Here is a 24612-nt window from a genome sequence, read left to right as displayed (position 1 = left end):
GACAAGGAACCCGCCATGTACAACAGCAAGCCCCACCAGGAACATGACCTAGCACGCCTGCACCGGCACATGGCCGATACGCGCCTCGCCGTCCTCATCAGCCATGGTGAACACGGCTTGCTGGCGACCCACCTGCCCGTCCTGGTCGACACCCAGCAAGGCGAGTTTGGCACGGTCTACGCGCACCTGGCCCGGGCCAACGCCCAGTGGCAAGACCTGCAGCAAGGCGCTGAAGCGCTGCTGGTGTTTCCGGGGGCCGACGCGTACGTCAGCCCGAGCTACTACCCCAGCAAGGCCGACAACCCCAAGGTGGTCCCCACCTGGAACTACCTGGCGGTTCATGCCTATGGCCAAGCGGAAGTCATCCACGAGGCCGAGCCACTGCTGCAAATCGTCAGCCGCCTGACCGAGCGCCATGAGCACGGCCGCAGCGCACCCTGGAAAGTGTCCGACGCCCCCAGCGACTACCTTGAAGGCATGCTCCGCGCCATTGTCGGCATTCGCTTGCCGATCACGCGCCTGCAAGGGGCCCGCAAGCTCAGCCAGAACCGTTCGGCCGAGGACATTGCCGGGGTGCGTCAAAGCCTCGGCGACAGTGCCGACTACCAGGACAACCAACTTGCAGCGCACATGCGCCAACTCTGAAGGAAAAGCCCATGCCCAGCGTCACTCTGCGCCCTGTCAGCGCCAACGACCATCCCGCCTGGCTTGCCCTGTGGCAGGCTTACTTGCGCTTCTATGAGACCGAATTGCCCGAAGCGGTCAGCACCAGCACCTGGCAGCGCCTGCTGGACAGCCACGAGCCGACCCACTCTGCCCTGGCCTGGGTCGATGGCAAGGCAGTGGGGATGGTCAACTGGATCTACCATCGTTCCAACTGGAGCATCGAGAACTCGTGCTATCTGCAGGACCTCTATGTGGATGGCACGCAACGCGGCCTGGGCATCGGTCGCCAGCTGATCGAGCATGTCTACGCCACCGCCAAGGCTGCCGGCTGTGCCAAGGTGCACTGGCTGACCCACGAAACCAACGCCACCGCCATCAGCCTGTACCAGCAGGTTGCCGAGCGGCCGGGCTTCATTCAATTCCGCAAAGGGTTGTAGGCACGACATGACCGACGCACTGAACTGGAAACCCGCCAAGGCACCCACGGCAGACACCATCGAGGGCCGCTTCATCCGCTTGGAAAAACTCGACCCGGTACGTCACGGCGACGACCTGTGGGACGTCTTGCAAGGCCCGCAAGCCGACCCGGCCCTGTGGGATTACCTGCCCTATGGCCCATTCCCCGAACGCGGCGCCTTCGACCGTTGGCTGCAAGGCCATGCCGCCAGCCTTGATCCGTTGTTCTACACCGTTATCGACCGCCCTACCGGCCAGGCCCAGGGCATTCTCAGCCTGATGTCGATCGTGCCCGACCATGGCCGCATCGAGATCGGCCACATCGCCTTCGGCGCCGCCATGCAGCGCACGCCAAAGGGGACCGAAGCGGTGTACCTGCTGGGCAAGCTGGGTTTCGAGCTCGGCAACCGCAGGCTCGAGTGGAAGTGCAACAACGCCAATGCCCGCTCCAAGCGCGCGGCGCAGCGGTTCGGCTTTGTCTATGAGGGCGTGTTCCGCAAGCACCTGGTGGTCAAGGACCACAACCGGGATACCGCGTGGTACTCGATCACCGATGACGAGTGGCCAACGGTAGCGGCGGGGTTCGAGCGCTGGTTGAGTGCCGACAACCAACGCCCTGAAGGGCAAGCCAAAACGCTGGAAGCCTGCCGCAACGCGTGATCAGGCCAGCTTGGCCCTGAGTTCTGCAATGTGCTCCGGGCCGATACCACAGCAACCGCCGAGCAGGCTGGCACCGCGTTGGCGCCAGCTGCTGGCCCAGCTCAGATAACCCGGCGGGTCGAGGTCTTCGCGCAGCTCATCCAGGCCATCGTTGGCGGTGGCGTCCTTGGGTTGCGGGGGGAAGGCATTGGCGTAAGCACCAATGGCGATGTCCACACCCAGGCGCTCGAAGGCCTCGCGCGCAACATCCAGCGCAGCACCGATCACTTCGGGCTGGCTGCAGTTGAACAACAACGCGCCGACGCCCAGCTCGGCAATCGCTTCGGCTGCCGCAGCAACGGTCTGCCCGGAGCGCAGACGCGGCACGTCCACGACGCCTTCATCCTCAAGGGTGAACGACACCCAGAACGGCCTGCCGTCCTGCGGCAGGTGCGAGCTGATGGCCCGCACTTCTTCAATCGAGCTCTGGGTTTCGGCCAACCACAGGTCCACATAAGGTGCCAGCCCTGCCAGCAGCGGTGTCAGTACTTCGCTGACCCGCTCCGGCTGATACAGGTCCGGGCGGTAAGAGCCGAACAGCGGCGGCACCGACCCGGCAACACGAACAGGTACGGCAGCTGCATCAGCTGCGGCACGGGCCAGTTGCCCTGCCGTTGCGGCCAATGCGCGCCCTTCCTGGGCGAAGCGCGCTTCACCAATATGGAACGGCACAACCGCATAGCTGTTGCTGGTGATGACCTGCGCCCCAGCCTCGATATACGCCGCATGCACGGCTACCACCGCTTCAGGTGCTTCGCTCAAGGCCAACGCTGACCATTCGGGTTGCCGGAACGGCGCACCACGACGCTGCAGCTCTCGCCCCATACCGCCATCCAGAATTACCAGCGATCGTTCGCCCATATGCCTATCACTTATATGTTTATAAATAAAATTCATTAGTGTGTGACTTGTTATAACTATTAAATACCCGACACGGATTGTCCAACAACTTTTTCAGGTACCTCCATGCGCTTGCTTCCCTTGCTCGGCACCGGCCTCATCGCCCTGTGTGCCACCACTCAGGCCTTCGCAGGTGCCACGCTGGACCGAGTGCAAGCGCGCAAGGAAATGGTCAACGTGCTGATGGAAAGCTATCCGCCGTTCTCGTTTCTGAACGATCAGAACCAGCTGGATGGTTTCGACGTGGATGTAGCCAAGGCCGTCGCCGACAAGCTGGGCGTCAAGCTGCGCCTGGAAACACCCTCCTGGGATGTGATTGCTGCAGGGCGCTGGAGCGGCCGTTATGACCTTTGTGTGTGCTCCATGACCCCAAGCAAGGCGCGCGCCGAGGTGTTTGATTTCCCGGTGGAGTACTACGCCTCGCCTGCGGTAATCGTGGTCAACGCCAAGGACGAACGCATCCATTCGGCCAAAGACCTGGACGGCCTGAAGGTCGGCCTGACCAGCGCCTCGAGCTACGAGAGCTACTTGAACAAGAACCTGGTCATCGAGGGTGATGAGGACAAGAAGATCGACTATCCCTTCGAGAGGGTGCAGATCGCCCCTTATGACACTGACAACGTCGCCTTCCAGGACCTGGGCCTGGGCGCAGGTGTGCGCCTGAATGCCATCCTGACCAACCTGGTCACCGCCCAGCCGCGCCTGGATCAGGACAAGCGCTTCAAATTGGCCGGTGCGCCGCTGTACGAAGAACCCAATTCGGTGGCGATTGAAAAAGGCGACCCCGAGTGGGATGGCAAGCTGCGTCAGGTATTCGCCGAGCTGAAGGCCGATGGCACCTTGGCCAAGCTGTCACAGAAATGGATCGGCGCCGATATCAGTAAATGAGTGCTCAACAACCTGCCCCGCGCCCCGCCGTCAAAGCGTCGGGCACACAACTGTTCGGCTTTCGCACACGCCTGTACCTGACCTGGGTCGGGCTGTTTGTGCTGTTTGCGGCGTTCTTCCTCAGCTTTGACTTGAAGTTTTCGATCATTGTCGAAAAATTCCCGTATCTGGCGGGGTTCAAGCTGGGGCCGAATGGCTTTTTGCAAGGCGCGGCACTGACCCTGTTCCTGTGCCTGTGCTCGATAGTGGTTTCCGTGGCACTGGGCTTCGCCGCCGCGCTGGCACGGCTGTCGAGCAGCGCGGTACTGTTGGGCATCGCCAGCTTCTACACGTCGTTCTTCCGTGGCACGCCACTGCTGATCCAGATCCTGCTGATCTACCTGGGCCTGCCGCAGCTGGGCGTGGTCCCTGGGGCCATCAGCGCCGGCATCATCGCCCTGTCGCTGAACTATGGCGCCTACCTCAGCGAAATTTTCCGCGCCGGCATCCTCGGTGTGGCGCCTGGGCAACGTCAGGCGGCAATGGCCCTGGGCCTTGGCCCAGCGCAGATCTTCTGGCACGTCACCCTGCCCCAGGCCATGCGCACCATCATCCCGCCGAGCGCGAACCAGTTCATTTCGATGCTCAAGGACTCATCGCTGATTTCGGTGATGGGCGTGTGGGAAGTGATGTTCCTGGCCCAGTCCTACGGCCGCTCCAGCTACCGCTACCTGGAGATGCTGACGACCGCAGCGGTGATCTACTGGGTGCTGTCGATTCTGCTGGAGCTGGTGCAGGCCAAGCTGGAAAGGCACTTTGGCAAGGGCTATCAACACTGAGGGTCAGGTGATCTGACGCTGGCGCCTGACCACACCTATCTGCAAGCCGAACGGGCGAAGTACCGCATTCATTGATTTGAGGGTTGGGTTCCCCTCGCCCCGTTCGATTTGAATCAGCGTACGCAATGACACCTTGCACATGCGAGCAAACTGAGACTGCTGCAGGTTCGCCACCGTTACGCGCAAATGGCGTACTGCACTCAGAGCTCCGGCTGCGCGTAATGCATAAAAAAAGGGGAGCATCCGCTCCCCAGAGGTAAACCGCTTGTTAAACGAAGGTTTCCATCAACCTTCGATCTCGATCAGAATCTCACCCGGCGTCACGCGGTCGCCCTTGGCCACGTGTATGGCCACGACCTTGCCGGCGATGGCCGCCTGCACTTCGGTCTCCATCTTCATGGCTTCGGTGATCAGCACGGCCTGGCCGGCCTTGACCATGTCGCCTTCCTTGACCAGGACATCGACGATGTTGCCTGGCATGGTGGTGCTGACGTGGCCTGGGTCGGTGGCTTGCTTGCGCTTGCTGCCGCCACCGCCGACGAACTCGTTGAGCGGCTCGAACACCACTTCTTCCGGCATGCCGTCGATCGACAGGTAGAAGTGACGCTTGCCCTCTGCCTTGACGCCCACACCGGTGATGTCGACGCGATAGGTTTCGCCGTGCACGTCGATGACGAACTCGGTCGGTACGCCTTCGCCGCCGGGTGCGGCGATGGCCCCGGCTTCAGGGATCGGCAAGAGGGCTTCCGGGGTCAGGGTGCCGGCTTCGCGTTCCTCAAGGAACTTGCGCCCGATGTCCGGGAACATGGCGAAGGTCAGCACGTCTTCTTCGCAGCGGGCCAAGGCGCCGATGTCGCCACGCAGCTTGGTCATTTCCGGCTTGAGCAGGTCGGCCGGGCGCACGTCGATTACTTCTTCGCTGCCGATCGCCTGGCGGCGCAGTTGTTCGTTGACCACGCCCGGGGCCTTGCCGTAACCGCCTTGCAGGTACAGCTTGACCTCGTTGGTGATGGTTTTGTAGCGCTCGCCGGCCAACACGTTGAAGAACGCCTGGGTGCCGACGATCTGCGAAGTCGGGGTCACCAGCGGTGGGAAGCCGAGGTCTTCACGCACGCGCGGGATTTCCGCCAGCACTTCGTTCATGCGGTTGAGGGCGCCCTGCTCCTTGAGCTGGTTGGCCAGGTTGGAAATCATGCCGCCCGGTACCTGGTTGACCTGTACTCGGGTATCCACCGCGGTGAATTCGCTTTCGAACTGGTGGTACTTCTTGCGCACGGCGTAGAAGTACAGGCCGATTTCCTGCAGCAGTTCCAGGTCCAGGCCGGTGTCGAACTCGCTGCCCTTGAGCGCGGCGACCATCGACTCGGTGCCCGGGTGGCTGGTGCCCCAGGCGAAGCTGGAGATTGCCGTATCGATATGATCGGCGCCGTTTTCCACGGCCTTGAGCTGGCACATGGCAGCCAGGCCAGCGGTGTCGTGGGAGTGGATGAACACCGGCAGCGACTGCTCGGCTTTCAGCGCCTTGACCAGCTCGCCCGTGGCATACGGGGTCAGCAGGCCGGCCATGTCCTTGATCGCCACCGAGTCGCAACCCATGGCTTCCATCTGCTTGGCCTGGCTAACGAAGGCTTCGATGGTGTGCACCGGGCTGGTGGTGTAGGCGATGGTGCCCTGGGCGTGCTTGCCGGCGGCCTTGACCGCTTCGATGGCCACACGCAGGTTACGCACATCGTTCATCGCGTCGAAAACACGGAAAACGTCGATGCCGTTGACCGCAGCCTTGGCGACAAAGGCCTTGACCACGTCATCGCTGTAGTGGCGGTAGCCCAGCAGGTTCTGGCCGCGCAACAGCATTTGCAGGCGGGTGTTGGGCAATGCGGCGCGCAGTTTGCGCAGGCGCTCCCACGGGTCTTCCTTGAGGAAGCGCACGCAGGCATCGAAGGTCGCGCCACCCCAGACTTCCAGCGACCAGTAGCCGACCTTGTCGAGCTTGTCGCAGATCGGCAGCATGTCTTCGGTACGCATGCGGGTGGCCAGCAGGGACTGGTGGGCGTCGCGCAGGATCGTGTCGGTTACGTGAATTTTCTTGGACATTGTTATCTCCTCATAGCGGCAAGCTTCAAGCTACAAGCGCCAAGAAAAGCTGGTCTGCTTTTACTTGTAGCTTGCCGCTTACAGCTTGCAGCTGAATTCATAGGCCTGCGTGGGCGGCGATGGCGGCGGCGATGGCCAGGGCCAGCTCTTCGGGTTTGCGCTTGATCGAGTAGTTGGTCAGTTCAGGGTGGCTTTCGACGAAGCTGGTGTTGAACTGGCCGCTACGGAATTCCGGGTTGCGCAGTATTTCCTGGTAATACGCAGCGGTGGTCTTCACCCCCTGCACGCGCATGTCGTCCAGGGCCCGCAGGCCGCGGTCCATGGCTTCTTCCCAGGTCAACGCCCAGACCACCAGCTTCAGGCACATGGAGTCGTAGAAGGGCGGAATGGTATAGCCGGTGTAGATCGCCGTGTCGGTACGCACGCCTGGGCCGCCGGGTGCGTAATAGCGGGTGATCTTGCCGAAGCTGGGCAGGAAGTTGTTCTTCGGGTCTTCGGCATTGATACGGAACTGCAGCGCGTAGCCGCGGTGCTGGATGTCTTCCTGCTTGACCGACAGCGGCAGGCCCGAAGCGATGCGGATCTGCTCGCGAACGATGTCCAGGCCGGTGATTTCTTCGGTGATGGTGTGCTCCACCTGCACCCGGGTGTTCATCTCCATGAAGTACACCTCGCCATCGGCGAGCAAGAACTCCACGGTACCGGCGTTTTCGTAATTCACGGCCTTGGCTGCACGCACCGCGAGGTCGCCGATGTAGGCGCGCTGCTCGGGGGTCAGCTGAGGGCTCGGGGCAATCTCGATGAGCTTCTGGTTGCGGCGCTGGATCGAGCAATCGCGCTCGAACAGGTGCACCACGTTGCCGAAGCTGTCACCCAGGATCTGCGCCTCGATGTGCTTGGGGTTGACGATGCACTTTTCCAGAAACACTTCCGCAGAGCCAAAAGCCTTGGTGGCCTCGGAGATGACGCGGGGGAAGTTCTGTTCCAGTTCTTCACGGCTGTTGCAGCGGCGAATGCCGCGGCCGCCACCGCCGGAGGTGGCCTTGAGCATCACCGGATAACCGATGCGGTCACCTTCGCTCAGGGCTTCATGAATATCGGCAACGTTGCCTTCGGTGCCCGGTGTCACCGGTACGCCGGCCTTGATCATGGTGCGGCGCGCTTCGGTCTTGTCGCCCATGCGGCGAATGACTTCGGCAGCCGGGCCGATGAACTTGATCCCGCGCTCGGCGCAGATCTCTGCCAGTTCAGCATTTTCCGACAAGAAACCGTAACCTGGGTGCAGCGCATCACAACCGGTTTCGACAGCGAGGTTCACCAGCTTGCGCGGGTTCAGGTAACCGGCCAGTGGCTCGGCACCGATGCTGTGGGCCTCGTCAGCGCGCTTTACGTGCAGCGCATGACGGTCGGCGTCGGAATAGATCGCTACCGAGCGTATGCCCATCTCGGCGCAGGCACGCACGATCCGAACTGCGATTTCACCTCGGTTGGCGATCAGGATTTTTTTTATCACTGGAGTCTTCCCAAAGCCGTAGGAACAGTCGAGCCGGTTCTACCGGTCGGCGCGTGACCAGACGTTGCTGGCCAGTCGCACATTCACCCTAGCGCTGTAGGTCGATAAACAAAAATCAATATTTGTTAGGGGCAGTATTAGCAAAAGCTTATAGTGCCGTAACAAGGTTTTGCCGGAGCCGCGATAAAGATGCGTAAGTCCTTGATGCGTATGACTTTACGTCAATTGCAGATCTTCAATGAGGTGTGCGATTTACGCTCGTACAGCCGTGCGGCCGAGGAAATGGCGCTCACGCAACCCGCCGTAAGTCTACAGATTCGCCAGCTCGAAGAGCTTATCGGTCAGCCGCTGTTCGAGTACGTCGGCAAGAAGCTTTACCTGACCGAGGCAGCCGAAGCCCTACAGCGTGCCAGCCGGGATATCTTTGGCCGCCTGGAAAGCCTCGACATGCAGCTCTCGGACATGCAGGGCTCACTGCAAGGGCAGTTGAAACTGGCGATCGAGTCCAGTGCAAAGTACTTCGTGCCACACCTGTTCGCCGCCTTCAAGCAGCGCCACCCGGAGGTCAACCTGACGCTCACCGTGGTCAACCGCGCCCAGGCGATCCGACGCCTTTCGGACAACCGTGACGACTTGATCATCATGTCGATGGTGCCGCAGGACATGGGGCTGGAATTCCTGCCATTTCTGAACAACCCGATCGTCGCCGTGGCCCCGCCGGATCATCCGCTGTGCAAGCTCGACCACCTGCGCCTGCAAGACCTTGAGCCTCATACGCTGCTGGTCCGCGAACAAGGTTCGGGTACGCGCAAGGCTTGTGAGGAGTACTTCAAGGACAAGCGCGTGCACTTCACCCAGACCCTCGAAGTGGCATCGGCAGATGCCCAGCGCGAATGCGTGATCGCCGGCTTGGGCATTGCCCTGCTCACCCGCCATGCCTTGAACATGGAGCTGGCCGCGGGCGTGCTCAAAGAGTTGCCGGTGGAGGAACTGCCGCTGTACCGCAGTTGGTGCGTGGTACAGGCCAAGGCCAAGCGGCAGTCGCCGGTGGCCCTGGCATTCTTGGCGTTCATCCGCAGCGAACGCGTGCTGATCAGCGCGATTGTTGAGCGTTTTTCGGGGAAGATGCTGCCGAAGTCTGCCACACCGTGAGCGCTTGCAGCTCAGGGTAGTCAACCAAGTCACGGAGCAATTGACGCTGGTCGCAGTAGCTTTCGATAGCGCGGCGATACTCCATCCGGCGCTGATCCTTTTCCTGCTGCTTGCGAGCCTTGGCGTTAGGTTGGTACGTACCGTCGAAGTCACGAGCCATTGCCTGTCTCCCAGTTAGGATGCGGGAGTTTCAGACTGGCTTCGGGGGTTTACGGTTTTGCGCCAGGGCGGTTACAAAATCGTGAATTTTGCTTGCCTGCGCAGGCGATGAGGCCCGCGCAGGCGCCGCAAGTCAGTCGTCGGTGGCTTTGATCGACTTGGGCGATAGGCGCAGGCTGCGCAAGCTGCGCTTCACGCTCTTGAGGTGGTTGACCAGGCTCGGCCCACGCGCCATGGCAACACCCATGGCCAGCACATCGATCACCACCAGGTGGGCGATACGCGAGGTCAGCGGCGTATAGATTTCGGTGTCTTCATGCACATCGATGGCCAGGTTGACGGTCGAAAGCTCTGCCAGGGGGGTGGCGCTCGGGCACAGGGTAATCAGGTTGGCGCCACTCTCACGCACCAGGTTGGCGGTAATCAGCAGGTCTTTGGAACGGCCCGACTGGGAGATGCACACCGCCACGTCGCCCGGCTTCAAGGTGACCGCCGACATGGCCTGCATGTGCGGGTCGGAATAGGCCGCCGCGCTGAGCAGCAGGCGGAAGAACTTGTGCTGGGCATCGGCAGCCACCGCGCCCGATGCGCCAAAGCCATAAAACTCTACCCGCTGCGCCTGGGCCATGGCGCTCACGGCCTGCTGCAGCGCTTGTGGGTCGAGGTGTTCGCGCACCTCCATCAGCGTGTGCAAGGTAGTGTCGAAGATCTTCAGGCTGTAATCGGCTACCGAGTCGTCTTCATGGATCGCGAACTGCCCAAAGCTGGCCCCGGCGGCCAGGCTTTGCGCGAGTTTCAGCTTGAGGTCCTGAAAGCCTGAACAGCCAATCGCCCGGCAGAAACGTACGATGGTCGGTTCACTGATACCCACGTTGTGCGCCAGGTCGGCCATCGAGCTGTGCATGACGGCAGCCGGGTCTAGCAGCACGTGGTCGGCTACTTTCAGTTCCGATTTGCGCAGCAGGTGGCGCGATTGGGCGATATGTTGCAACAGATTCACGGGCTGGACTCGGTTATGATCGGCTGGCCGGGATGTAGCTTTCTTGTAGTTATACTACATGGGCGCCAACCCGCCCAGTTAAACGAACGTGGAGAGTGGTGGTTTGACTATTCCTTGCGACATTCTGGTCTTCGGTGGCACCGGCGATCTGGCCTTGCACAAATTGCTCCCGGCGCTCTATCACCTGTTTCGCGAGGCTCGTCTGAACAACGCGGTGCGGATCATCGCCCTGGCGCGGCGCAACCTGCCACGTAACGACTACCTGAAGCTCGCCGAGCGCCACTGCCGGGCGCAGATCGCGCGCAACGACTTCGACGAAGAGGTCTGGCAACGGTTCTCCGCCCGGCTCGACTACTTCCCCATGGACGCCTCGCAGAGTGCCGATTTCGGCCGGCTGGCCCGCTACCTCGGCGAGCCCGGCGGGCTGACCCGCATCTTCTACCTGGCCACCGCCCCGAACCTGTTCGTGCCCATCGCCAACCACCTGCGCATCGCTGGCCTGGCCGACCCCGAAGCCCGTATCGTGCTGGAAAAGCCGATCGGCCATTCCCTGGCGTCCGCCACAGCCATCAACGAGGCGATCGGAGCGGTGTTCGAAGAAGCCCAGGTGTTCCGTATCGACCACTACCTGGGCAAGGAGACGGTGCAGAACCTGATGGCCCTGCGCTTCGCCAACGCCCTGCTGGAGCCGGTATGGCGCAACAGCCAGGTCGAGCACGTACAGATCAGCGTCTGCGAAACCCTGGGTGTTGAGAACCGCGGCGGCTACTACGACCGCGCCGGCGCGACCCGCGACATGCTGCAGAACCACCTGCTGCAGTTGCTGTGCCTGGTGGCCATGGAGCCGCCGGCGCAGTTCGAGGCCGAGGCCGTGCGCGACGAGAAAGTGAAGATTCTGCGTGCGCTCAAGCCGATCTGCGGCCAGGACGTGCAGGACAAGACCGTGCGCGGGCAGTACGGTGCCGGGCACATCGGCGGCCAGGAAGTGCCCGCTTACTATTTCGAGAAGGACGTGGACAACGACAGCGACACCGAAACCTTCGTGGCCGTGCACGCTCACGTCGATAACTGGCGCTGGGCCGGGGTGCCGTTCTACCTGCGCACCGGCAAGCGCATGGCGCGCCGCTCGTCGCAGATCGTCATTCAGTTCAAGCCCGTGCCGCATGAGCTGTTCAACGGCGGCCAGGTCAACCAGCTGCTGATTCAGCTACAGCCGCAAGAGCACATCAGCCTGCGCATGATGACCAAGAGCCCAGGCAAGGGCATGCGCCTGGAGCCGGTCGACCTGGACCTGAACCTGGCCCAGGTATTCGGCCAGACCCGCCGCTGGGAAGCCTATGAGCGCCTGCTGCTGGACGTGCTGGAAGGTGATTCGACACTATTCATGCGCCGCGATGAAGTCGAAGCGGCCTGGGCCTGGATAGACCCGATCATCAAAGGCTGGGAAGAGCACTTTCAGGCCCCGCGCCATTACGCCGCCGGTAGTAACGGGCCGGAGCAGGCCAACAGCCTGCTGGCCAGGCACGGCAGCCATTGGCATGGCTGAAAGCCTGCCCGATCCCATTACCCCTTTGGAGCAGAGACAGTAGCGCTGCGCCTGCTGGCGCACACCTCAAACTGCAAAGGGATCCATCATGAGCAAAATCGAAAACCTCTATGCGTACAACAGCGAAGTACCAGGCGAACCGGTCTGCTTCGAAGTTCAGGGAACGGTGACCGTTGCTCACCCAGGCATCGAACCCGTTCTGGTGGCGCCCAAGATTCGCCACAAAGGTGGCTGGGAAGTGCTTCAGCTGAAACTGGAGGACAAGGGGGGCATCAACCTGCAGGTCCTGACCCAGAAGCCGGTATTCTTCAGGCGCGAAGGCGGGACTTCGTGGAAGCGGCTGGAGATCATTCACGCCGAAGGTTCGCAAATGGTCGAGATCGGCCACCGGGTAGCAATCAACTGAGTCTGGCAGGGTGCTGTAGGCCAATCCGGATGAGCGACAGCACGTAAAGGTGGAAATTCATACAGTAGGCGTTTGCCCCGTAACCAGCCTGCCCCTAGAATGGCCGGATGCGCACAGACGACCTCTCCCTCCTGCTGAACTCCCTCAATGACGCCCAACGCCAGGCCGTAGCCGCCTCGCTCGGGCGTCAACTGGTGCTTGCCGGCGCCGGTTCCGGTAAAACCCGCGTGCTGGTGCACCGCATCGCCTGGCTGATCCAGGTCGAGCAGGCCTCGCCGCATTCGATCTTGTCGGTGACCTTCACCAACAAGGCTGCGGCAGAAATGCGCCAGCGCATCGAGCAGTTGCTGGGGATAAACCCGGCCGGCATGTGGGTGGGCACGTTCCACGGCCTGGCCCATCGTTTGCTGCGGGCTCACTGGCAGGAAGCCCGGCTGGTGCAGAACTTCCAGATTCTCGACAGCGACGACCAACAGCGCCTGGTCAAGCGGGTGATGCGCGAGCTCGGCCTGGATGAACAAAAGTGGCCGGCACGCCAGGCTCAATGGTTCATCAACGGCCAGAAAGACGAAGGCTTGCGCCCTCAGCATATCCAGGCCGGCGGTGACCTGTTCCTCTCGACCATGCGCGATGTCTATACCGCCTACGAACAGGCCTGCGAACGCGCCGGAGTCATCGACTTCTCCGAACTGCTGCTGCGCGCCCTCGACCTGTGGCGCGATCACCCCGGGCTGCTGGAGCACTATCAGCGCCGCTTCAGCCATGTGCTGGTGGACGAGTTCCAGGACACCAACGCCGTGCAGTACGCCTGGTTGCGCCTGCTCGCGCGCGGCGGCCAGAGCCTGATGGCGGTGGGCGACGATGACCAGTCGATCTATGGCTGGCGCGGCGCCAAGATCGAGAACATCCACCAGTACACAGCCGACTTCCCAGACGCCGAAATGATCCGCCTGGAGCAGAACTACCGCTCCACCGGCGGCATCCTCAAGGCGGCCAACGCCCTGATCGCCAACAACAGCGGGCGCCTGGGCAAAGAACTGTGGACCGACATGGGCGAAGGCGAGCCGCTGACCCTGTATGCGGCCTACAACGAACACGATGAAGCGCGCTACGTGGTAGAAACCATCGAGAGCCTGGTCAAGCAAGGCAATGCGCGCAACGAAATCGCCATTCTGTACCGCTCCAACGCCCAGTCGCGGGTGCTGGAAGAAGCCCTGTTGCGTGAACGCATCCCCTACCGCATCTATGGCGGCCAACGCTTCTTCGAACGTGCCGAAATCAAGAACGCCATGGCCTACCTGCGCCTGCTCGAAGGCCGTGGCAACGATGCAGCGCTGGAGCGGGTAATCAACGTGCCGCCGCGCGGTATCGGCGAAAAAACCGTCGAAGCCATTCGCGATCACGCCCGCCACAGCCAGCTGTCGATGTGGGAAGCCATGTGCCAGCTGCTCGCTGCCAAGGCCCTGAAGGGCCGTGCTGCCAGTGCGTTGGGTGCCTTCATCGAACTGATCGAGGGGTTGGCCGCCAAGGTCGTGGACATGCCGCTGCATACCATGACCCAGACCACCATCGAACAGTCCGGCCTGATCATCTATCACCAGGAAGAAAAGGGTGAAAAGGGCCAGGCACGTGTGGAAAACCTTGAGGAACTGGTCAGCGCAGCACGCAACTTCGAGGCCGGCGACGAAGACGCCGACCTCTCGCCGCTCTCGGCCTTCCTCGGCCACGCCTCGCTCGAAGCGGGCGACGCCCAGGCCGATGAACATGAAGACAGCATCCAGCTGATGACCTTGCACAGTGCCAAAGGCCTGGAATTCCCCTATGTGTTCCTGGTGGGCATGGAAGAAGGGCTGTTCCCGCACAAGATGAGCCTGGAAGAGCCTGGCCGCCTGGAAGAGGAACGCCGCCTGGCCTATGTGGGCATTACCCGCGCCATGCGCCAGCTGGTCATGACCTATGCCGAAACACGTCGCCTGTATGGCAGCGAGACCTACAATAAAGTGTCGCGTTTCGTACGCGAGATTCCGCCAGGTCTGGTTCAGGAAGTGCGCCTGTCCAACAGTGTCAGCCGCCCATTCGGCGGCGCGAAGGTCGCCACCAGCAACCTGTTCGCCAATGCCAATATTCCGCAGACCGCCTTCAACCTCGGCCAGCGCGTGCAACATGCGGTGTTTGGCGAGGGGGTGATCCTCAACTTCGAGGGCTCTGGCGCCCAGGCGCGGGTACAGGTGAACTTTGCCGAAGGCAGCAAGTGGCTGATGCTGGGTTATGCCAAGCTCGAGGCCATCTGAGGCTGTACGCGGGCAGCCCCGCGTACAGGCGGTTACAGGCACGCTTGTAACATTCAGGCAAAAGCTCGAAACATTATGTCGCTGGTCATGTGCCCGGGAACCTGTGCACCATGACGCGCGTGCAATCCACAACAGGGGATATCCCACTTATGCAACGTTTTCTTAGCATCGCTCTGGCGCTCTGCGTCGGCTTGACGCTGAGCCTGGACGCCAGCGCCAAGCGTTTCGGCGGCGGCAAGAGCTCGGGCTCCGCGCCTATTCACCAGACCCGCCAGGCCACGCCAACCACGCCTGCCGCCGCGCCGACCGCACCTGGCCGTGCGCCGGCCGCCGCCAGCGGTGCTTCGCGCTGGCTGGGCCCGCTGGCCGGCCTCGCCGCCGGTGGCCTGCTGGCCTCCATGTTCATGGGGGACGGCTTCCAAGGCATGCAGATCATGGACTTCCTGATCATGGGCCTGATCGCGTTCCTGGTGTTCCGCTTCATTGCCGCGCGTCGCCGCCAGCAGCAGCCGCAAATGGCCGCACCTGGCCATGCGCCATTCCAGCGTGAAGCTCACGGCCAGCCTGCCCAGCCGTCGGTCTTCGGTGGTTCGGCCGCACCTGCTGCCGCAGCCGCTCCGGTGATCAAAGCGCCGGCCTGGTTCAACGAGCAGAGCTTCCTGGCCGCCGCGCAAAGCCACTTCCAGTCGCTGCAGCAGCACTGGGATGCCAACGAGATGGACAAGATCGCCGAGTTCGTCACGCCGCAGATGCTCGAGTTCCTCAAGCGCGAGCGCGCCGAGTTGGGTGATGGCTTCCAGGCTACCTACATCGACAACCTCGAAGTACAGCTGGATGGTGTCGATGATCGCGCCGACCGTACCGACGCCACCCTGACCTTCCGTGGCGTGTCGAAGACCTCGCGCTTCGACCAGGGCGAAGTGTTCAGCGAAAGCTGGCACATGGTTCGCGCCCAGGGCGAGAACCAGCCTTGGCTGGTCGCCGGTATCCGTCAAAACGGTTAACCGACACGCGTTGTACAAAAACCCCGGGCTCTGTCCCGGGGTTTTTGCTTTTGCCACAGCGGCCTACTAGGGTATAACGCGCAGCGTTGTCATCAAGGTCAGAGGAAGTGAACCGTGGAAGAAGTGATCGAACAACTCCGTGAAGCCAATGAGCCGGTACCGGTGCCCTTGGAGCTTCCCGATGAAGATCAGCTGGTGGAAGTCGAAGAACAGCTGTTCATCAACATTCCCTTTGTGTTCAAGGAGTTCCTGCTGACCGTCAGTGATGTGGTCTACGGCTCGCTCGAACCGGTCACGATCACCGACCCGCAATCGCATACCTACCTGCCGGACGTTGCATCCAATGCCTGGGATGCTGGCGTACCACGCGACCTGATCCCGATTTGCCAGGATGGCGATAATTATTACTGCGTCGAGGAAGACGGCACGGTAGTGCTGTGGGATGCCGAAGACGAGATCGTGGGTGAAGACAGCTGGGAATCGGTGTGGCACTGGGCGCGGGACGTGTGGCTGGAAAGCTGATCGCGCGCCTACAAATCGCCAGGCTTTCTGCGCCTGGCGACATCGCTACCGCTCCATCCCTCGGACGAGGGTGAAATCTTGCGCAGTGAGCCTTGCAGCCTCAGTGCGTATTCTCGCGGCTGTTCTCCAGCGTCTCCAGCAAGGCAATCTGCATGCGGGTATGCACGCGGATGAACCAACGCCACAGCAACGCCACCACCACCGCCGCCACTACCGCAATCACCAGCAGCAGTTCATTGGTGGGCAGGATACTGGCCGATAGCGCCGACAGCAGCAGGAAGATCACCAGCAGCGACAGCAGCGGGATCACTTCGGCAATCACCCGGCGCACACGCTGGGTATGGCGCCCCGCCATTTCAGGCTTCACGCCCATTTCCGCCAGCAGCATCGACAGCGCCTTGAGCTTGCGATACGCCGCAATCAGGAAGGGTAGCGACAGCAGCAACGCCGCGCCCCAGATCATCGCCTTCTGCTGGCTGACATCAGCGACCCACTCGCTGAGCCAGTTGCCAATACGCCCGGCAAAGTAGCCCCCGCTGAAGAAGATGGCGATCACCAGCGCCAGGTTGACGCCAACCTGCAACAGGATGCGCCGGATCATCGCCGCAAGCATGGCACCCTCGCCCTGCGGCTGGATGTTGCGCAACCACTCGCCATACAGCGACAGCACCCGCGCCAGACGGCTGGGCACCACCTTGCCAAGTTTCAGCGACAGCGGGTCGGCCGCACGGATCAGGTAAGGCGTCAGCAGCGTGGTGATTGCCGAAACCGCCACGGCCACCGGGTAGAGGAAATCGCTGGTTACCTGCAGGGTCATGCCCAGCGCAGCGATGATGAAAGAGAACTCGCCAATCTGGGAAAGCCCCATGCCTACCCGCAGCGAAGTGCGGCCGTCATTACCGGCGATAAACGCCCCCATGCCACAGGACAACATCTTGCCCAGCACCACCGCCAAGGTGATGACCACGATCGGCCAAGCGTAGTCGATCAGTACTTGAGGGTCGATCATCAAGCCGATGGCGACAAAGAAGATAGCGCTGAACAGATCGCGCACCGGTTCTATCAGCTGTTCGATCTTCAGCAGTTGACGCGACTCGGCCATGATTGCGCCAATCAGGAAGGCGCCAAGGACCATGCTGTATTCCAGCTTCACCACCAGCAGGCAGAAACCGAAACACAGGCCCAACACGGTGATCAGCAACATCTCGTTGCTTTCGAATTTCGCTACATAAGCCAGCAAACGCGGCACCAGCAAAATGCCGATGACCAGCGCGACGATCATGAACAGCGACAGCTTGCCGACCGTGGAAAACACTTCGCCAGAGCTGACCGTGCCGCTGACAGCGATGCCGGACAGCAAGGCAATGATGCCGATACCCAGGATGTCCTCGACGATCAGCACGCCGAAAATCAGCTGGGCGAAGCGCTCGTTCTTCATCTTCAGGTCGTTGAGTGCCTTGACGATGATGGTGGTCGAGGAGATCGCCAGGATGGCGCCGAGAAACAGCGAATCCATGGTGTTCCAGCCGAACCAGCGACCGATCTCGAAACCGATCCAGATCATCAGCACAATTTCCAGGAACGCCGCGATGAACGCTGTAGCACCGACTTTGAACAGCTTGCGCAGGCTGAACTCAAGGCCCAGGCAGAACATCAGGAAGATCACCCCCAGCTCGGCCAGGGTCTTGATGGTGTCTTCGTCGTGGATCAGGCCAACTGGCGGGGTGTGCGGGCCGATGATGAAGCCGGCGACGATGTAGCCCAGCACCACGGGCTGCTTGAGCCGGTGGAAAAGAATCGTGACCACCCCGGCTACCAGCATGATCACTGCCAGGTCCTGGATGAAGCTGATGGCATGCATGGCGCGATACTCCTTTTCTCGATGCCCGGGCAGACCGCTCCTCTGCCAAGGCAAACCGAGCGAGCAGCAAGTACATACTGTATTGAATGCAGGAAAGCCCATGTTGCATGGGCGTACTCAGGTTAACATCGCACCCCGCCGCGTAACGTCGGTGCAATATGTAGAAACAGATCGGCAGGTTAAGCGCTGCCGATGGCGTGATCAGCGTGACGACGGAGCGTCAGCCAACGTCCCGTACCAGGAAGGCAAACTCAAAGAGGGGAAACAGAAGTGTCAGCAGATACCCGCCCCGATTCAGCGCAACCACACCGTGAGCACACTATGGAACCTGGAAACGCCCAGCTGAGCATGACCGTCCTGATGACCCCGGACATGGCCAACTTCTCCGGCAACGTGCATGGCGGCACCCTGCTCAAATACCTGGATGAAGTGGCCTATGCCTGCGCCAGCCGTTATGCCGGCAGCTACGTGGTGACCCTGTCGGTCGACCAGGTGATCTTCCGCGAACCCGTGCACGTCGGCGAACTGGTGACATTCCTCGCATCGGTCAACTACACCGGCAACACCTCGATGGAGGTGGGCATCAAGGTGGTGACCGAGAACATTCGCGAACGCTCCGTGCGTCACTCCAACAGCTGCTTCTTCACCATGGTGGCGGTCGACGACAGCCGCCGCCCGGTAGCGGTGCCGCCGCGCCAGCCGCACAGCAGCGAGGAAAAGCGCCGGTTCCTGCAGGGCCAGCAGCGCCGGCAAATCCGCCAAGAGCTGGAAAAGCGCTACCAGGACCTGAAAACCGACGCCAACTAGAACGCCAGGCGCTGCGCCTCGAAGCGCACGCGCGGGTGGGCGATGCGATCCTGGGCCCGCACCAGCTGCAACTCGTAGCTGGCGCTGGCCTGGGTTTCGAGCAGTACTTCATGTACCGCAGCGCCAGCGTACTCGAACGCCTGCAGCCAGTTGTCCCCCAGCAACACACGGGCCAGAAACAGGCCCGAAGTCAGGTCGCCCACCCCCACCGGTTGACGCGGAAATGCCAGCAGCGGGCGACGCAGGTGCCAGCTTTGCTCGGCCGTCACCAGCAGCATCTCGAACTGCTCTTCGGCGCGCCCCGGATAGGCCAGGTGCTTGACCACGATGACCTGCGGCCCACGCGCGAGCAGGCTGCGCGCCATCTGCACGCAATCTTCCAGCGACTGTGCGCGGCGGCCACAGAAGCTGTCCAGTTCCAACTGGTTAGGGCAAAGGATGTCCGCCTTGGCGGCCGCCTCCTCCAGCAGAAACTCGCTGACCTCCTGCGGCACCATGCAGCCTTTCTCAGGGTGGCCCATGACCGGGTCGCACAGGTACAACGCCTTGGGGTTCACCGCCTTGATGCGTTCGACACCAGCCAGGATCGCCCGACCTTGTTCAGCACTGCCCAGGTAGCCAGACAGCACCGCATCGCAGTGGCCCAGTTCGCCGATGTTGGAAATACCTTCCACCAACGCAGGAATTTGCGCGGGAGCAAGCACTTCGCCAGCCCACTGGCCATACTGAGTATGATTGGAGAACTGCACGGTATTGAGCGGCCAGACATTGACCCCGATACGCTGCATGGGAAACACCGCGGCGCTGTTGCCGGCGTGGCCGAACACCACGTGGGACTGGATGGCGAGCAGGTGCGGGGTACGTTTCATGCGGGAGATTTCCAAAGCTGTTTCAAGGATTGTGCGCAGCGCAGTATGAACTCGATTGCCACCTGTACGACAGGCCAGGGACGCAGTTAAGCTGGTTCGACCTGTTTGGAGCATATGCAAATGTTGACCCTGGAGAATGTCTTCGTCCTGATGCTGATAGCCACGGCAGGCGCCTGGTTGTGGCATAACCATGGGCTACGCGAAAAAGCCTTGGAGCGGGTCAAGCAGCATTGCGCCAAGCTCGACCTCGAACTGCTGGACGATGCCGTCGCCCTCAAGCGCATCGGCTTTGTTCGTGATGCCAACGGCAAGAAGCGCCTGGCGCGGATCTACGCCTTCGAGTTCACCGTCACCGGCGAGCAACGCCACCCAGGCACGGTGACCCAGTTCGGTGCCCACAGCGTGCAGATCGAACTGGCGCCCTACCCGTTCGAGATCAAGACGCCGCCACGCACCGACAATGTCATCGAGATGCAGCAGTGGCGCCAAGAGCATAACCGCTGGCGCAACTGATCAGACGCCAAGGCATTCCCTCAAACCGGCCTCCAGAGCCGGCTGCGGTTGAGCTTGAGCAAAAATCAGCTCGATGCGCGTATCCCTGCGCCAGTCGCTCGGCTGCCAGTCCGGCAGCACGCCCTCAAGCCCATTGAATGATTGCCAGCCTTGCGCAGTGTGGATAACTCCCTTGGCGCGGAGCCATGGCCAGCCGTGTAAAAACGCCCGAATGCGCTGTGGATAAAACTGTCGACTCGGATGCCAGCGCCAGCCAATACTCCAGCCCCCCTCACCTTGTTGCACCAGGCAGATAGGCTCATCGGGCCTATTCCATAGGGATGCGAGGGTATTTCCAAGATTGTCGACAATCCTGTTATCCACATAATCAGTGGAAATAGCCCCTGTGGATGAAACGGGAAGCACCGAAAGTGGCAGGTTTCCGTGGCTGGCCCAAAGGATATCTTTTTCATTAAATTTCTTATTTATCAACAACCTATGATATTCATCCACAGCCTCTGATTTGTTGAAAACCACATCCTTGGCAGCATCAAAAGCCTGCAGTTGAGCCTCATGCAGGGCCTCGCCCCGTGCCATTTTCTGTGCGTCCACAACCATCAAAAGCGGCTGGATTGTCAGCACTCCTGCCCAAGGGGCCTGCTTGAGTCGGGCGAGTAGCTGCAAGGGATGGCCGAGGCCGGAAGGCTCGATGAACAACCGATCAGGCCGCGAGTTGCGCAGCAACCGGCCCAAGCCAACCTGAAACGGCATGCCGTTGACACAGCACAGGCAACCCCCTGCGACCTCGCCGATGGCAATGCCGTCTTCATCGCGGCTGAGTAGCGCAGCGTCGAGCCCCACCAGGCCAAATTCGTTGATCAACACGGCCCAACGTTCGTCAGGCGGGCGCTGCGCCAGCAAATGGCGGATCAATGTGGTCTTGCCGGCACCCAGTGGGCCGGCAATCACGTGGGTAGGAATGTTCTGCAACATGGCATGACTTCGGTCTGGAGGTAGGCCTCACTATGCGCCGTCACGCCAACCAGTCAAGGCTCAGCAGCAAGCGCCGCTGGTGCCCGGATGGCGAGCGATGCACCAGCCCGGCGCCCTCATTGCCTTGCCATTTTTCGCCTTTGAGCACGGCCACATCGCCCGCCTGCAGCCGTTGAATGTTATCCACAGCAGGCATTGCCTGGTGCAGTTCACGCCGGTCTATCGCCCCTTCCTGCAGCCATTCACTGCCCGGCCCCGCGTAGCTTGTGAGCAAGCGCAGCGGCACGTGGTCCACATGAAAGCGCGGGCACATCGGTGCATCCAGCACGCGCAAGCGCAAGCCCAGCCGTCGTGCGCCGAGCAGGCAGGTATAGGCGGCCACCAGCCAGGCCACGTCGGCGACAAAGCTCTCATAACCCTGCAAGTCTGCGGTTTCATACAACAAGCCCGGTAACGCCGGTGCCAGCTGTTCGTCCACATCGATTACCCGCTGGTCAGCCAAGGGTTGGCCAAGGCTGACGACCAGCTGGGCGAAATCCTCCAGTTGAGCCGGCATGCGCCGACGCCATACCGCCAGGTTCACATTGTCCTGCAGAACTTCGGTCAGTACTTGCGGCGAGTCACCCGACACCTGAAAGATATCCACAGGCTTGTGAGCGACGATCATGCTGCCGCCTCCTCGTGCCAAGGACCGAACGGATCTGGCAAGCGCAGCCAGCCCATCGGCCCCAGGTCCATTTCTTCATCCGTCAACAGGCATGATTGCAGCTCTGTGGATAACATTTCGAAGTCAATATTCTGTCCGATGAACACCAGCTCCTGGCGGCAGTCACCGCTCTCGACGGCCCAGTTCTTCAGTATCGCGGCAGTGTTATCCACATCCTGTGGCCACTGTTCACGGGGCACGAATCGCCACCAGCGGCCGGCCATGCCATGGCGCATCATGCCACCTGCCTGAGACCAGCTGCCGGCCTCTTGATACTTGCTGGCCAACCAGAAAAAACCTTTCGAGCGAAGCAGCCTACCGTTGGTCCACGGGGTGTGGATAAAGTCGAAAAAGCGCTGTGGATGAAGCGGACGCCGAGCCTGCCAGGTGCTGGCGGCGATGCCGTATTCTTCGGTTTCCGGAACGTGCTCGCCGCGCAACTCCTGCAACCAACCGGGCGCCTGCGCGGCTTGGTCGAAGTCGAACAGGCCGGTGTCGAGGATACGCGCCAGCGGTACCTCGCCCATGACCATGGGCACGATCTGCGCCCTGGCGTTGAGGCTGCGCAGAATGGCGATCAGCTCTTCCCGTTCGTGCTGGCCGATCAGGTCGATCTTGCTCAACAGCAGCACATCGGCGAACTCGACCTGTTCGATCAGCAGGTCGCTGATCGAACGCTCATCGTCCTCACCCAGGGTTTCGCCACGGCTGACAAGGCTGTCTGCTGCCTGATAGTCGCGAAGAAAGTTCAGGCCATCGACCACGGTGACCATCGTATCGAGGCGCGCCATGTCGGAGAGGCTACGGCCCTGCTCGTCGCGAAAGGTAAATGTCTCGGCCACCGGCAACGGCTCCGAGATCCCCGTGGACTCGATCAACAGGTAATCGAAGCGCCCTTCCTCAGCCAACCGCGCAACCTCCTCGAGCAGGTCTTCACGCAGCGTGCAGCAGATGCACCCATTGCTCATCTCCACCAGCTTTTCTTCAGCACGGTTGAGGCTGACGTTGCGCTGAACCTCGCTGGCATCGATGTTGATTTCACTCATGTCGTTGACGATCACCGCGACGCGCAGGTTGTCGCGGTTACGCAGCACATGGTTCAGCAGGGTGCTCTTACCGGCACCAAGGAAGCCGGACAGAACGGTAACGGGGAGACGGTTGGACATGGCGAAACCTCTTCAGGCGAAGGCATTCGAAACGATGCATTGCATAATGTTATAAAGTAACAATACAATTTCGCCAAGCTGTTCTCGTCGGATAAAAGCCCCTCGGAGATGACGCAGCGCTTCATCCTGCATTGCAGCTTGCTTGGCGGTTGCCGCTGAACGCCCTTTTATTTGGAACTACCCATGACCCAGCTCAAGCTTCCCGATATCGCCAGCCAAGCCCAGCAGCACGCCTTACCGCTGGACTGGGTGGGCATGTGTGGCATTGCCTTGCCGGTGCAATTCGAGGGCCGTATCGCCGCAGCCAAGGTCGACGCAGGTGTCAGCCTGGTGGACGGCAGCTCACGCGGCATCCACATGTCGCGCCTTTACCTGGCACTGGAATCACTGGAAGGTCAGCCACTTACCGCGCTGGTTATTCGTCAGCTATTGGCTGATTTTCTGAACAGCCATGAAGGGCTCTCCTCAGCGGCCTACCTACGCCTGTCCTTCGACCACCTGCTTAAACGACCGGCCCTGATCAGCCCGTTAGCAGGCTGGAAAAGCTATCCAGTAACTGTCGATGCACGCATCGAAAGTGAGATGTTCCACGTGGAACTATTTGTTTCCGTGCCCTACTCATCCACATGCCCTTGTTCGGCTGCGCTTGCAAGGCAGCTGATTCAACAACAATTCCAGGCGGATTTTGCCGAGCAGCAGGTGGATAAGGAAAGGGTGATGGCGTGGCTTGGTAGCAGCCAGGGCATCGTGGCGACGCCCCATAGTCAGCGCAGTAGCGCGCAAATTTACGTGCGTTTGAAAAGCAATGTGCTGGAGCTGCCGGTGACCGAGTTGATCAACAGTGTGGAGGCCAGCCTGGGAACGGCCGTGCAAACTGCGGTCAAGCGCGCAGATGAACAAGCGTTTGCGTTGGCTAACGGACAGAACTTGATGTTCTGCGAAGACGCCGCACGACGGTTGCACCAGTCGTTACGACAATTGAAATGGGCCACTGCCTTCAAGCTGCGCGTGGAACATGCAGAGAGCCTGCATGCCCACGACGCAGTCGCCACCAGCCAATGGCAGTGGCAAATCAGCTACGCGGTTTGACCGCCCCGCAGTCATTGCCCAGCCAGACTGCACGGGTGTTCATGCTGCCTTGCTGCTGCACACCGGACGCATTGAACGTACCGCTGACCTGGGTGGTGAACTCCCTGTCACTCAGGAAGGTAGCCTGGCCAGTGCCCTGGGCCTTGGGGCAACTGAACTGGAACTTCCATACGTTGCCGGTGCGGTCGGTAATCTTCTGCGTGCAGCCCGACTTAGGGTCTTGCAGCGGAATATCATTGGTTGCCACCTGCTCTGGCGTGAGGCACGAGCGCACCCCATTACCCCCCACTGTCACCCCTTGCTTGGCCAACACGCCCTCCATCATGGCGCGCTGCTCCGGCGGCAGGTTCTTCAATTGGCCGAGCATGAACGCCATGTCGGGTAACGGCTTGCCATCGACCTGCATGTTGCTGGTGGTCAGCTCCCACAAGCCGGGCTGCAACATCTGTGCATGCACCAACGGGCTGCTCAGGCCAAGGGCCAACGCCAACAGTGGCAGACGAATCTTCATGGGC

The 24612-nt window shown here is 61.2% G+C and carries 26 protein-coding genes; 14 read left to right on the top strand and 12 right to left on the bottom strand.

What is annotated here, in order from left to right; all coding sequences use genetic code 11:
* Nucleotides 1-15: 15 nt before the first annotated feature.
* The 3 genes from NP534_RS04435 to NP534_RS04425 are packed head-to-tail and all read left to right on the top strand — an operon-like array spanning nt 16 to nt 1782.
* Nucleotides 16-645, top strand: coding sequence for an FMN-binding negative transcriptional regulator (locus NP534_RS04435; RefSeq protein ID WP_274097903.1), 630 nt, complete (start codon nt 16-18; stop codon nt 643-645).
* Nucleotides 646-656: 11 nt separating this feature from the next.
* A complete protein-coding gene (locus tag NP534_RS04430) occupies nt 657-1103 on the top strand; it encodes a GNAT family N-acetyltransferase (RefSeq protein WP_047582522.1) in 447 nt (148 codons plus the stop codon).
* Nucleotides 1104-1110: 7 nt separating this feature from the next.
* Nucleotides 1111-1782, top strand: coding sequence for a GNAT family N-acetyltransferase (locus NP534_RS04425; RefSeq protein WP_274097902.1), 672 nt, complete (start codon nt 1111-1113; stop codon nt 1780-1782).
* On the opposite strand, the gene NP534_RS04420 is transcribed toward NP534_RS04425, so the two are convergent.
* Nucleotides 1783-2682, bottom strand: a complete 900-nt coding sequence (locus NP534_RS04420) for a homocysteine S-methyltransferase family protein (protein WP_274097901.1) — start codon at nt 2680-2682, stop codon at nt 1783-1785. It lies immediately after the preceding gene.
* Between the two features lie 105 nt (nt 2683-2787).
* On the opposite strand from NP534_RS04420, the gene NP534_RS04415 reads away from it, so the two are divergent.
* The gene (locus NP534_RS04415) at nt 2788-3609 is read left to right on the top strand and encodes an ABC transporter substrate-binding protein (protein ID WP_274097900.1); all 822 of its coding nucleotides are present in this window, start codon (nt 2788-2790) and stop codon (nt 3607-3609) included.
* Nucleotides 3606-4427 (top strand): amino acid ABC transporter permease, encoded by an 822-nt coding sequence (locus NP534_RS04410; protein ID WP_274097899.1) that lies wholly within the window; start codon nt 3606-3608, stop codon nt 4425-4427. The genes NP534_RS04415 and NP534_RS04410 overlap by 4 nt, the downstream gene beginning before the upstream one ends.
* A gap of 3 nt (nt 4428-4430) precedes the next feature.
* Here the strand turns inward: NP534_RS04410 and NP534_RS04405 are convergent, their stop codons facing one another.
* The 3 genes from NP534_RS04405 to NP534_RS04395 all read right to left on the bottom strand — a co-directional run bounded on the left by NP534_RS04405 (nt 4431) and on the right by NP534_RS04395 (nt 8034).
* Complete coding sequence (locus NP534_RS04405; protein WP_274097898.1) at nt 4431-4670, bottom strand: helix-turn-helix transcriptional regulator; 240 nt, start codon at nt 4668-4670, stop codon at nt 4431-4433.
* A gap of 42 nt (nt 4671-4712) precedes the next feature.
* Nucleotides 4713-6521: a sodium-extruding oxaloacetate decarboxylase subunit alpha gene (gene oadA, locus NP534_RS04400; protein ID WP_274097897.1), complete on the bottom strand. Its 1809-nt coding sequence runs from the start codon at nt 6519-6521 to the stop codon at nt 4713-4715.
* 97 nt (nt 6522-6618) lie between these two features.
* Complete coding sequence (locus tag NP534_RS04395; RefSeq protein WP_274097896.1) at nt 6619-8034, bottom strand: acetyl-CoA carboxylase biotin carboxylase subunit; 1416 nt, start codon at nt 8032-8034, stop codon at nt 6619-6621.
* Nucleotides 8035-8223: 189 nt separating this feature from the next.
* On the opposite strand from NP534_RS04395, the gene NP534_RS04390 reads away from it, so the two are divergent.
* Nucleotides 8224-9186, top strand: coding sequence for a LysR family transcriptional regulator (locus NP534_RS04390; protein ID WP_033702403.1), 963 nt, complete (start codon nt 8224-8226; stop codon nt 9184-9186).
* Here the strand turns inward: NP534_RS04390 and NP534_RS04385 are convergent.
* Nucleotides 9128-9346, bottom strand: coding sequence for a PA3496 family putative envelope integrity protein (locus NP534_RS04385; RefSeq protein ID WP_077068708.1), 219 nt, complete (start codon nt 9344-9346; stop codon nt 9128-9130). The genes NP534_RS04390 and NP534_RS04385 overlap by 59 nt on opposite strands.
* 132 nt (nt 9347-9478) lie before the next feature.
* Nucleotides 9479-10345, bottom strand: coding sequence for a transcriptional regulator HexR (hexR, locus tag NP534_RS04380; protein ID WP_027592102.1), 867 nt, complete (start codon nt 10343-10345; stop codon nt 9479-9481).
* 103 nt (nt 10346-10448) lie between these two features.
* Here hexR and zwf point away from each other — a divergent pair, with 103 nt between their 5' ends.
* From zwf to NP534_RS04355, 5 genes are all read left to right on the top strand, one after another.
* Nucleotides 10449-11891, top strand: a complete 1443-nt coding sequence (gene zwf, locus NP534_RS04375) for a glucose-6-phosphate dehydrogenase (protein ID WP_274097895.1) — start codon at nt 10449-10451, stop codon at nt 11889-11891.
* Between the two features lie 88 nt (nt 11892-11979).
* A complete protein-coding gene (locus NP534_RS04370) occupies nt 11980-12297 on the top strand; it encodes a hypothetical protein (protein WP_274097894.1) in 318 nt (105 codons plus the stop codon).
* Between the two features lie 107 nt (nt 12298-12404).
* Nucleotides 12405-14588: a DNA helicase II gene (gene uvrD, locus NP534_RS04365; protein ID WP_186655556.1), complete on the top strand. Its 2184-nt coding sequence runs from the start codon at nt 12405-12407 to the stop codon at nt 14586-14588.
* 149 nt (nt 14589-14737) lie between these two features.
* Nucleotides 14738-15592 (top strand): Tim44 domain-containing protein, encoded by an 855-nt coding sequence (locus tag NP534_RS04360; RefSeq protein WP_033702407.1) that lies wholly within the window; start codon nt 14738-14740, stop codon nt 15590-15592.
* Between the two features lie 114 nt (nt 15593-15706).
* Nucleotides 15707-16114 (top strand): SMI1/KNR4 family protein, encoded by a 408-nt coding sequence (locus NP534_RS04355; protein ID WP_033702408.1) that lies wholly within the window; start codon nt 15707-15709, stop codon nt 16112-16114.
* A gap of 100 nt (nt 16115-16214) precedes the next feature.
* Here the strand turns inward: NP534_RS04355 and NP534_RS04350 are convergent, their stop codons facing one another.
* Entirely contained in the window at nt 16215-17975 is a 1761-nt protein-coding gene (locus tag NP534_RS04350; RefSeq protein ID WP_274097893.1) for a cation:proton antiporter, read from the bottom strand.
* A 321-nt stretch (nt 17976-18296) separates the two neighbouring features.
* Between NP534_RS04350 and NP534_RS04345 the strand changes: the two genes are divergently transcribed.
* Nucleotides 18297-18782, top strand: coding sequence for an acyl-CoA thioesterase (locus tag NP534_RS04345; RefSeq protein WP_033702410.1), 486 nt, complete (start codon nt 18297-18299; stop codon nt 18780-18782).
* Here NP534_RS04345 and pdxY read toward each other — a convergent pair.
* A complete protein-coding gene (pdxY, locus tag NP534_RS04340; protein ID WP_274097892.1) occupies nt 18779-19651 on the bottom strand; it encodes a pyridoxal kinase PdxY in 873 nt (290 codons plus the stop codon). The two genes, NP534_RS04345 and pdxY, sit on opposite strands and share 4 nt — an antisense overlap.
* A 120-nt stretch (nt 19652-19771) precedes the next feature.
* On the opposite strand from pdxY, the gene NP534_RS04335 reads away from it, so the two are divergent.
* Nucleotides 19772-20164: a DUF3301 domain-containing protein gene (locus tag NP534_RS04335; protein WP_274097891.1), complete on the top strand. Its 393-nt coding sequence runs from the start codon at nt 19772-19774 to the stop codon at nt 20162-20164.
* Here NP534_RS04335 and NP534_RS04330 read toward each other — a convergent pair whose 3' ends face one another.
* The 3 genes from NP534_RS04330 to zigA are packed head-to-tail and all read right to left on the bottom strand — an operon-like array spanning nt 20165 to nt 23008.
* A complete protein-coding gene (locus NP534_RS04330; RefSeq protein WP_274097890.1) occupies nt 20165-21136 on the bottom strand; it encodes a CobW family GTP-binding protein in 972 nt (323 codons plus the stop codon). It lies immediately after the preceding gene.
* 40 nt (nt 21137-21176) lie between these two features.
* A complete protein-coding gene (locus NP534_RS04325; protein ID WP_274097889.1) occupies nt 21177-21803 on the bottom strand; it encodes a DUF1826 domain-containing protein in 627 nt (208 codons plus the stop codon).
* Nucleotides 21800-23008, bottom strand: a complete 1209-nt coding sequence (gene zigA / locus NP534_RS04320) for a zinc metallochaperone GTPase ZigA (protein ID WP_274097888.1) — start codon at nt 23006-23008, stop codon at nt 21800-21802. The genes NP534_RS04325 and zigA overlap by 4 nt, the downstream gene beginning before the upstream one ends.
* A gap of 183 nt (nt 23009-23191) precedes the next feature.
* Here zigA and folE2 point away from each other — a divergent pair, with 183 nt between their 5' ends.
* Entirely contained in the window at nt 23192-24097 is a 906-nt protein-coding gene (gene folE2, locus NP534_RS04315; RefSeq protein WP_274097887.1) for a GTP cyclohydrolase FolE2, read from the top strand.
* Here folE2 and NP534_RS04310 read toward each other — a convergent pair.
* Nucleotides 24081-24608, bottom strand: coding sequence for a DUF3617 domain-containing protein (locus NP534_RS04310; RefSeq protein ID WP_274097886.1), 528 nt, complete (start codon nt 24606-24608; stop codon nt 24081-24083). The two genes, folE2 and NP534_RS04310, sit on opposite strands and share 17 nt — an antisense overlap.
* Nucleotides 24609-24612 lie beyond the last annotated feature (4 nt).

Source organism: Pseudomonas sp. 39004 (assembly GCF_028682155.1).
Taxonomy (GTDB): domain Bacteria; phylum Pseudomonadota; class Gammaproteobacteria; order Pseudomonadales; family Pseudomonadaceae; genus Aquipseudomonas; species Aquipseudomonas capeferrum.
Note: the sequence above shows the minus strand (reverse complement) of the source record. Positions and strands in the feature narration are given on the sequence as shown.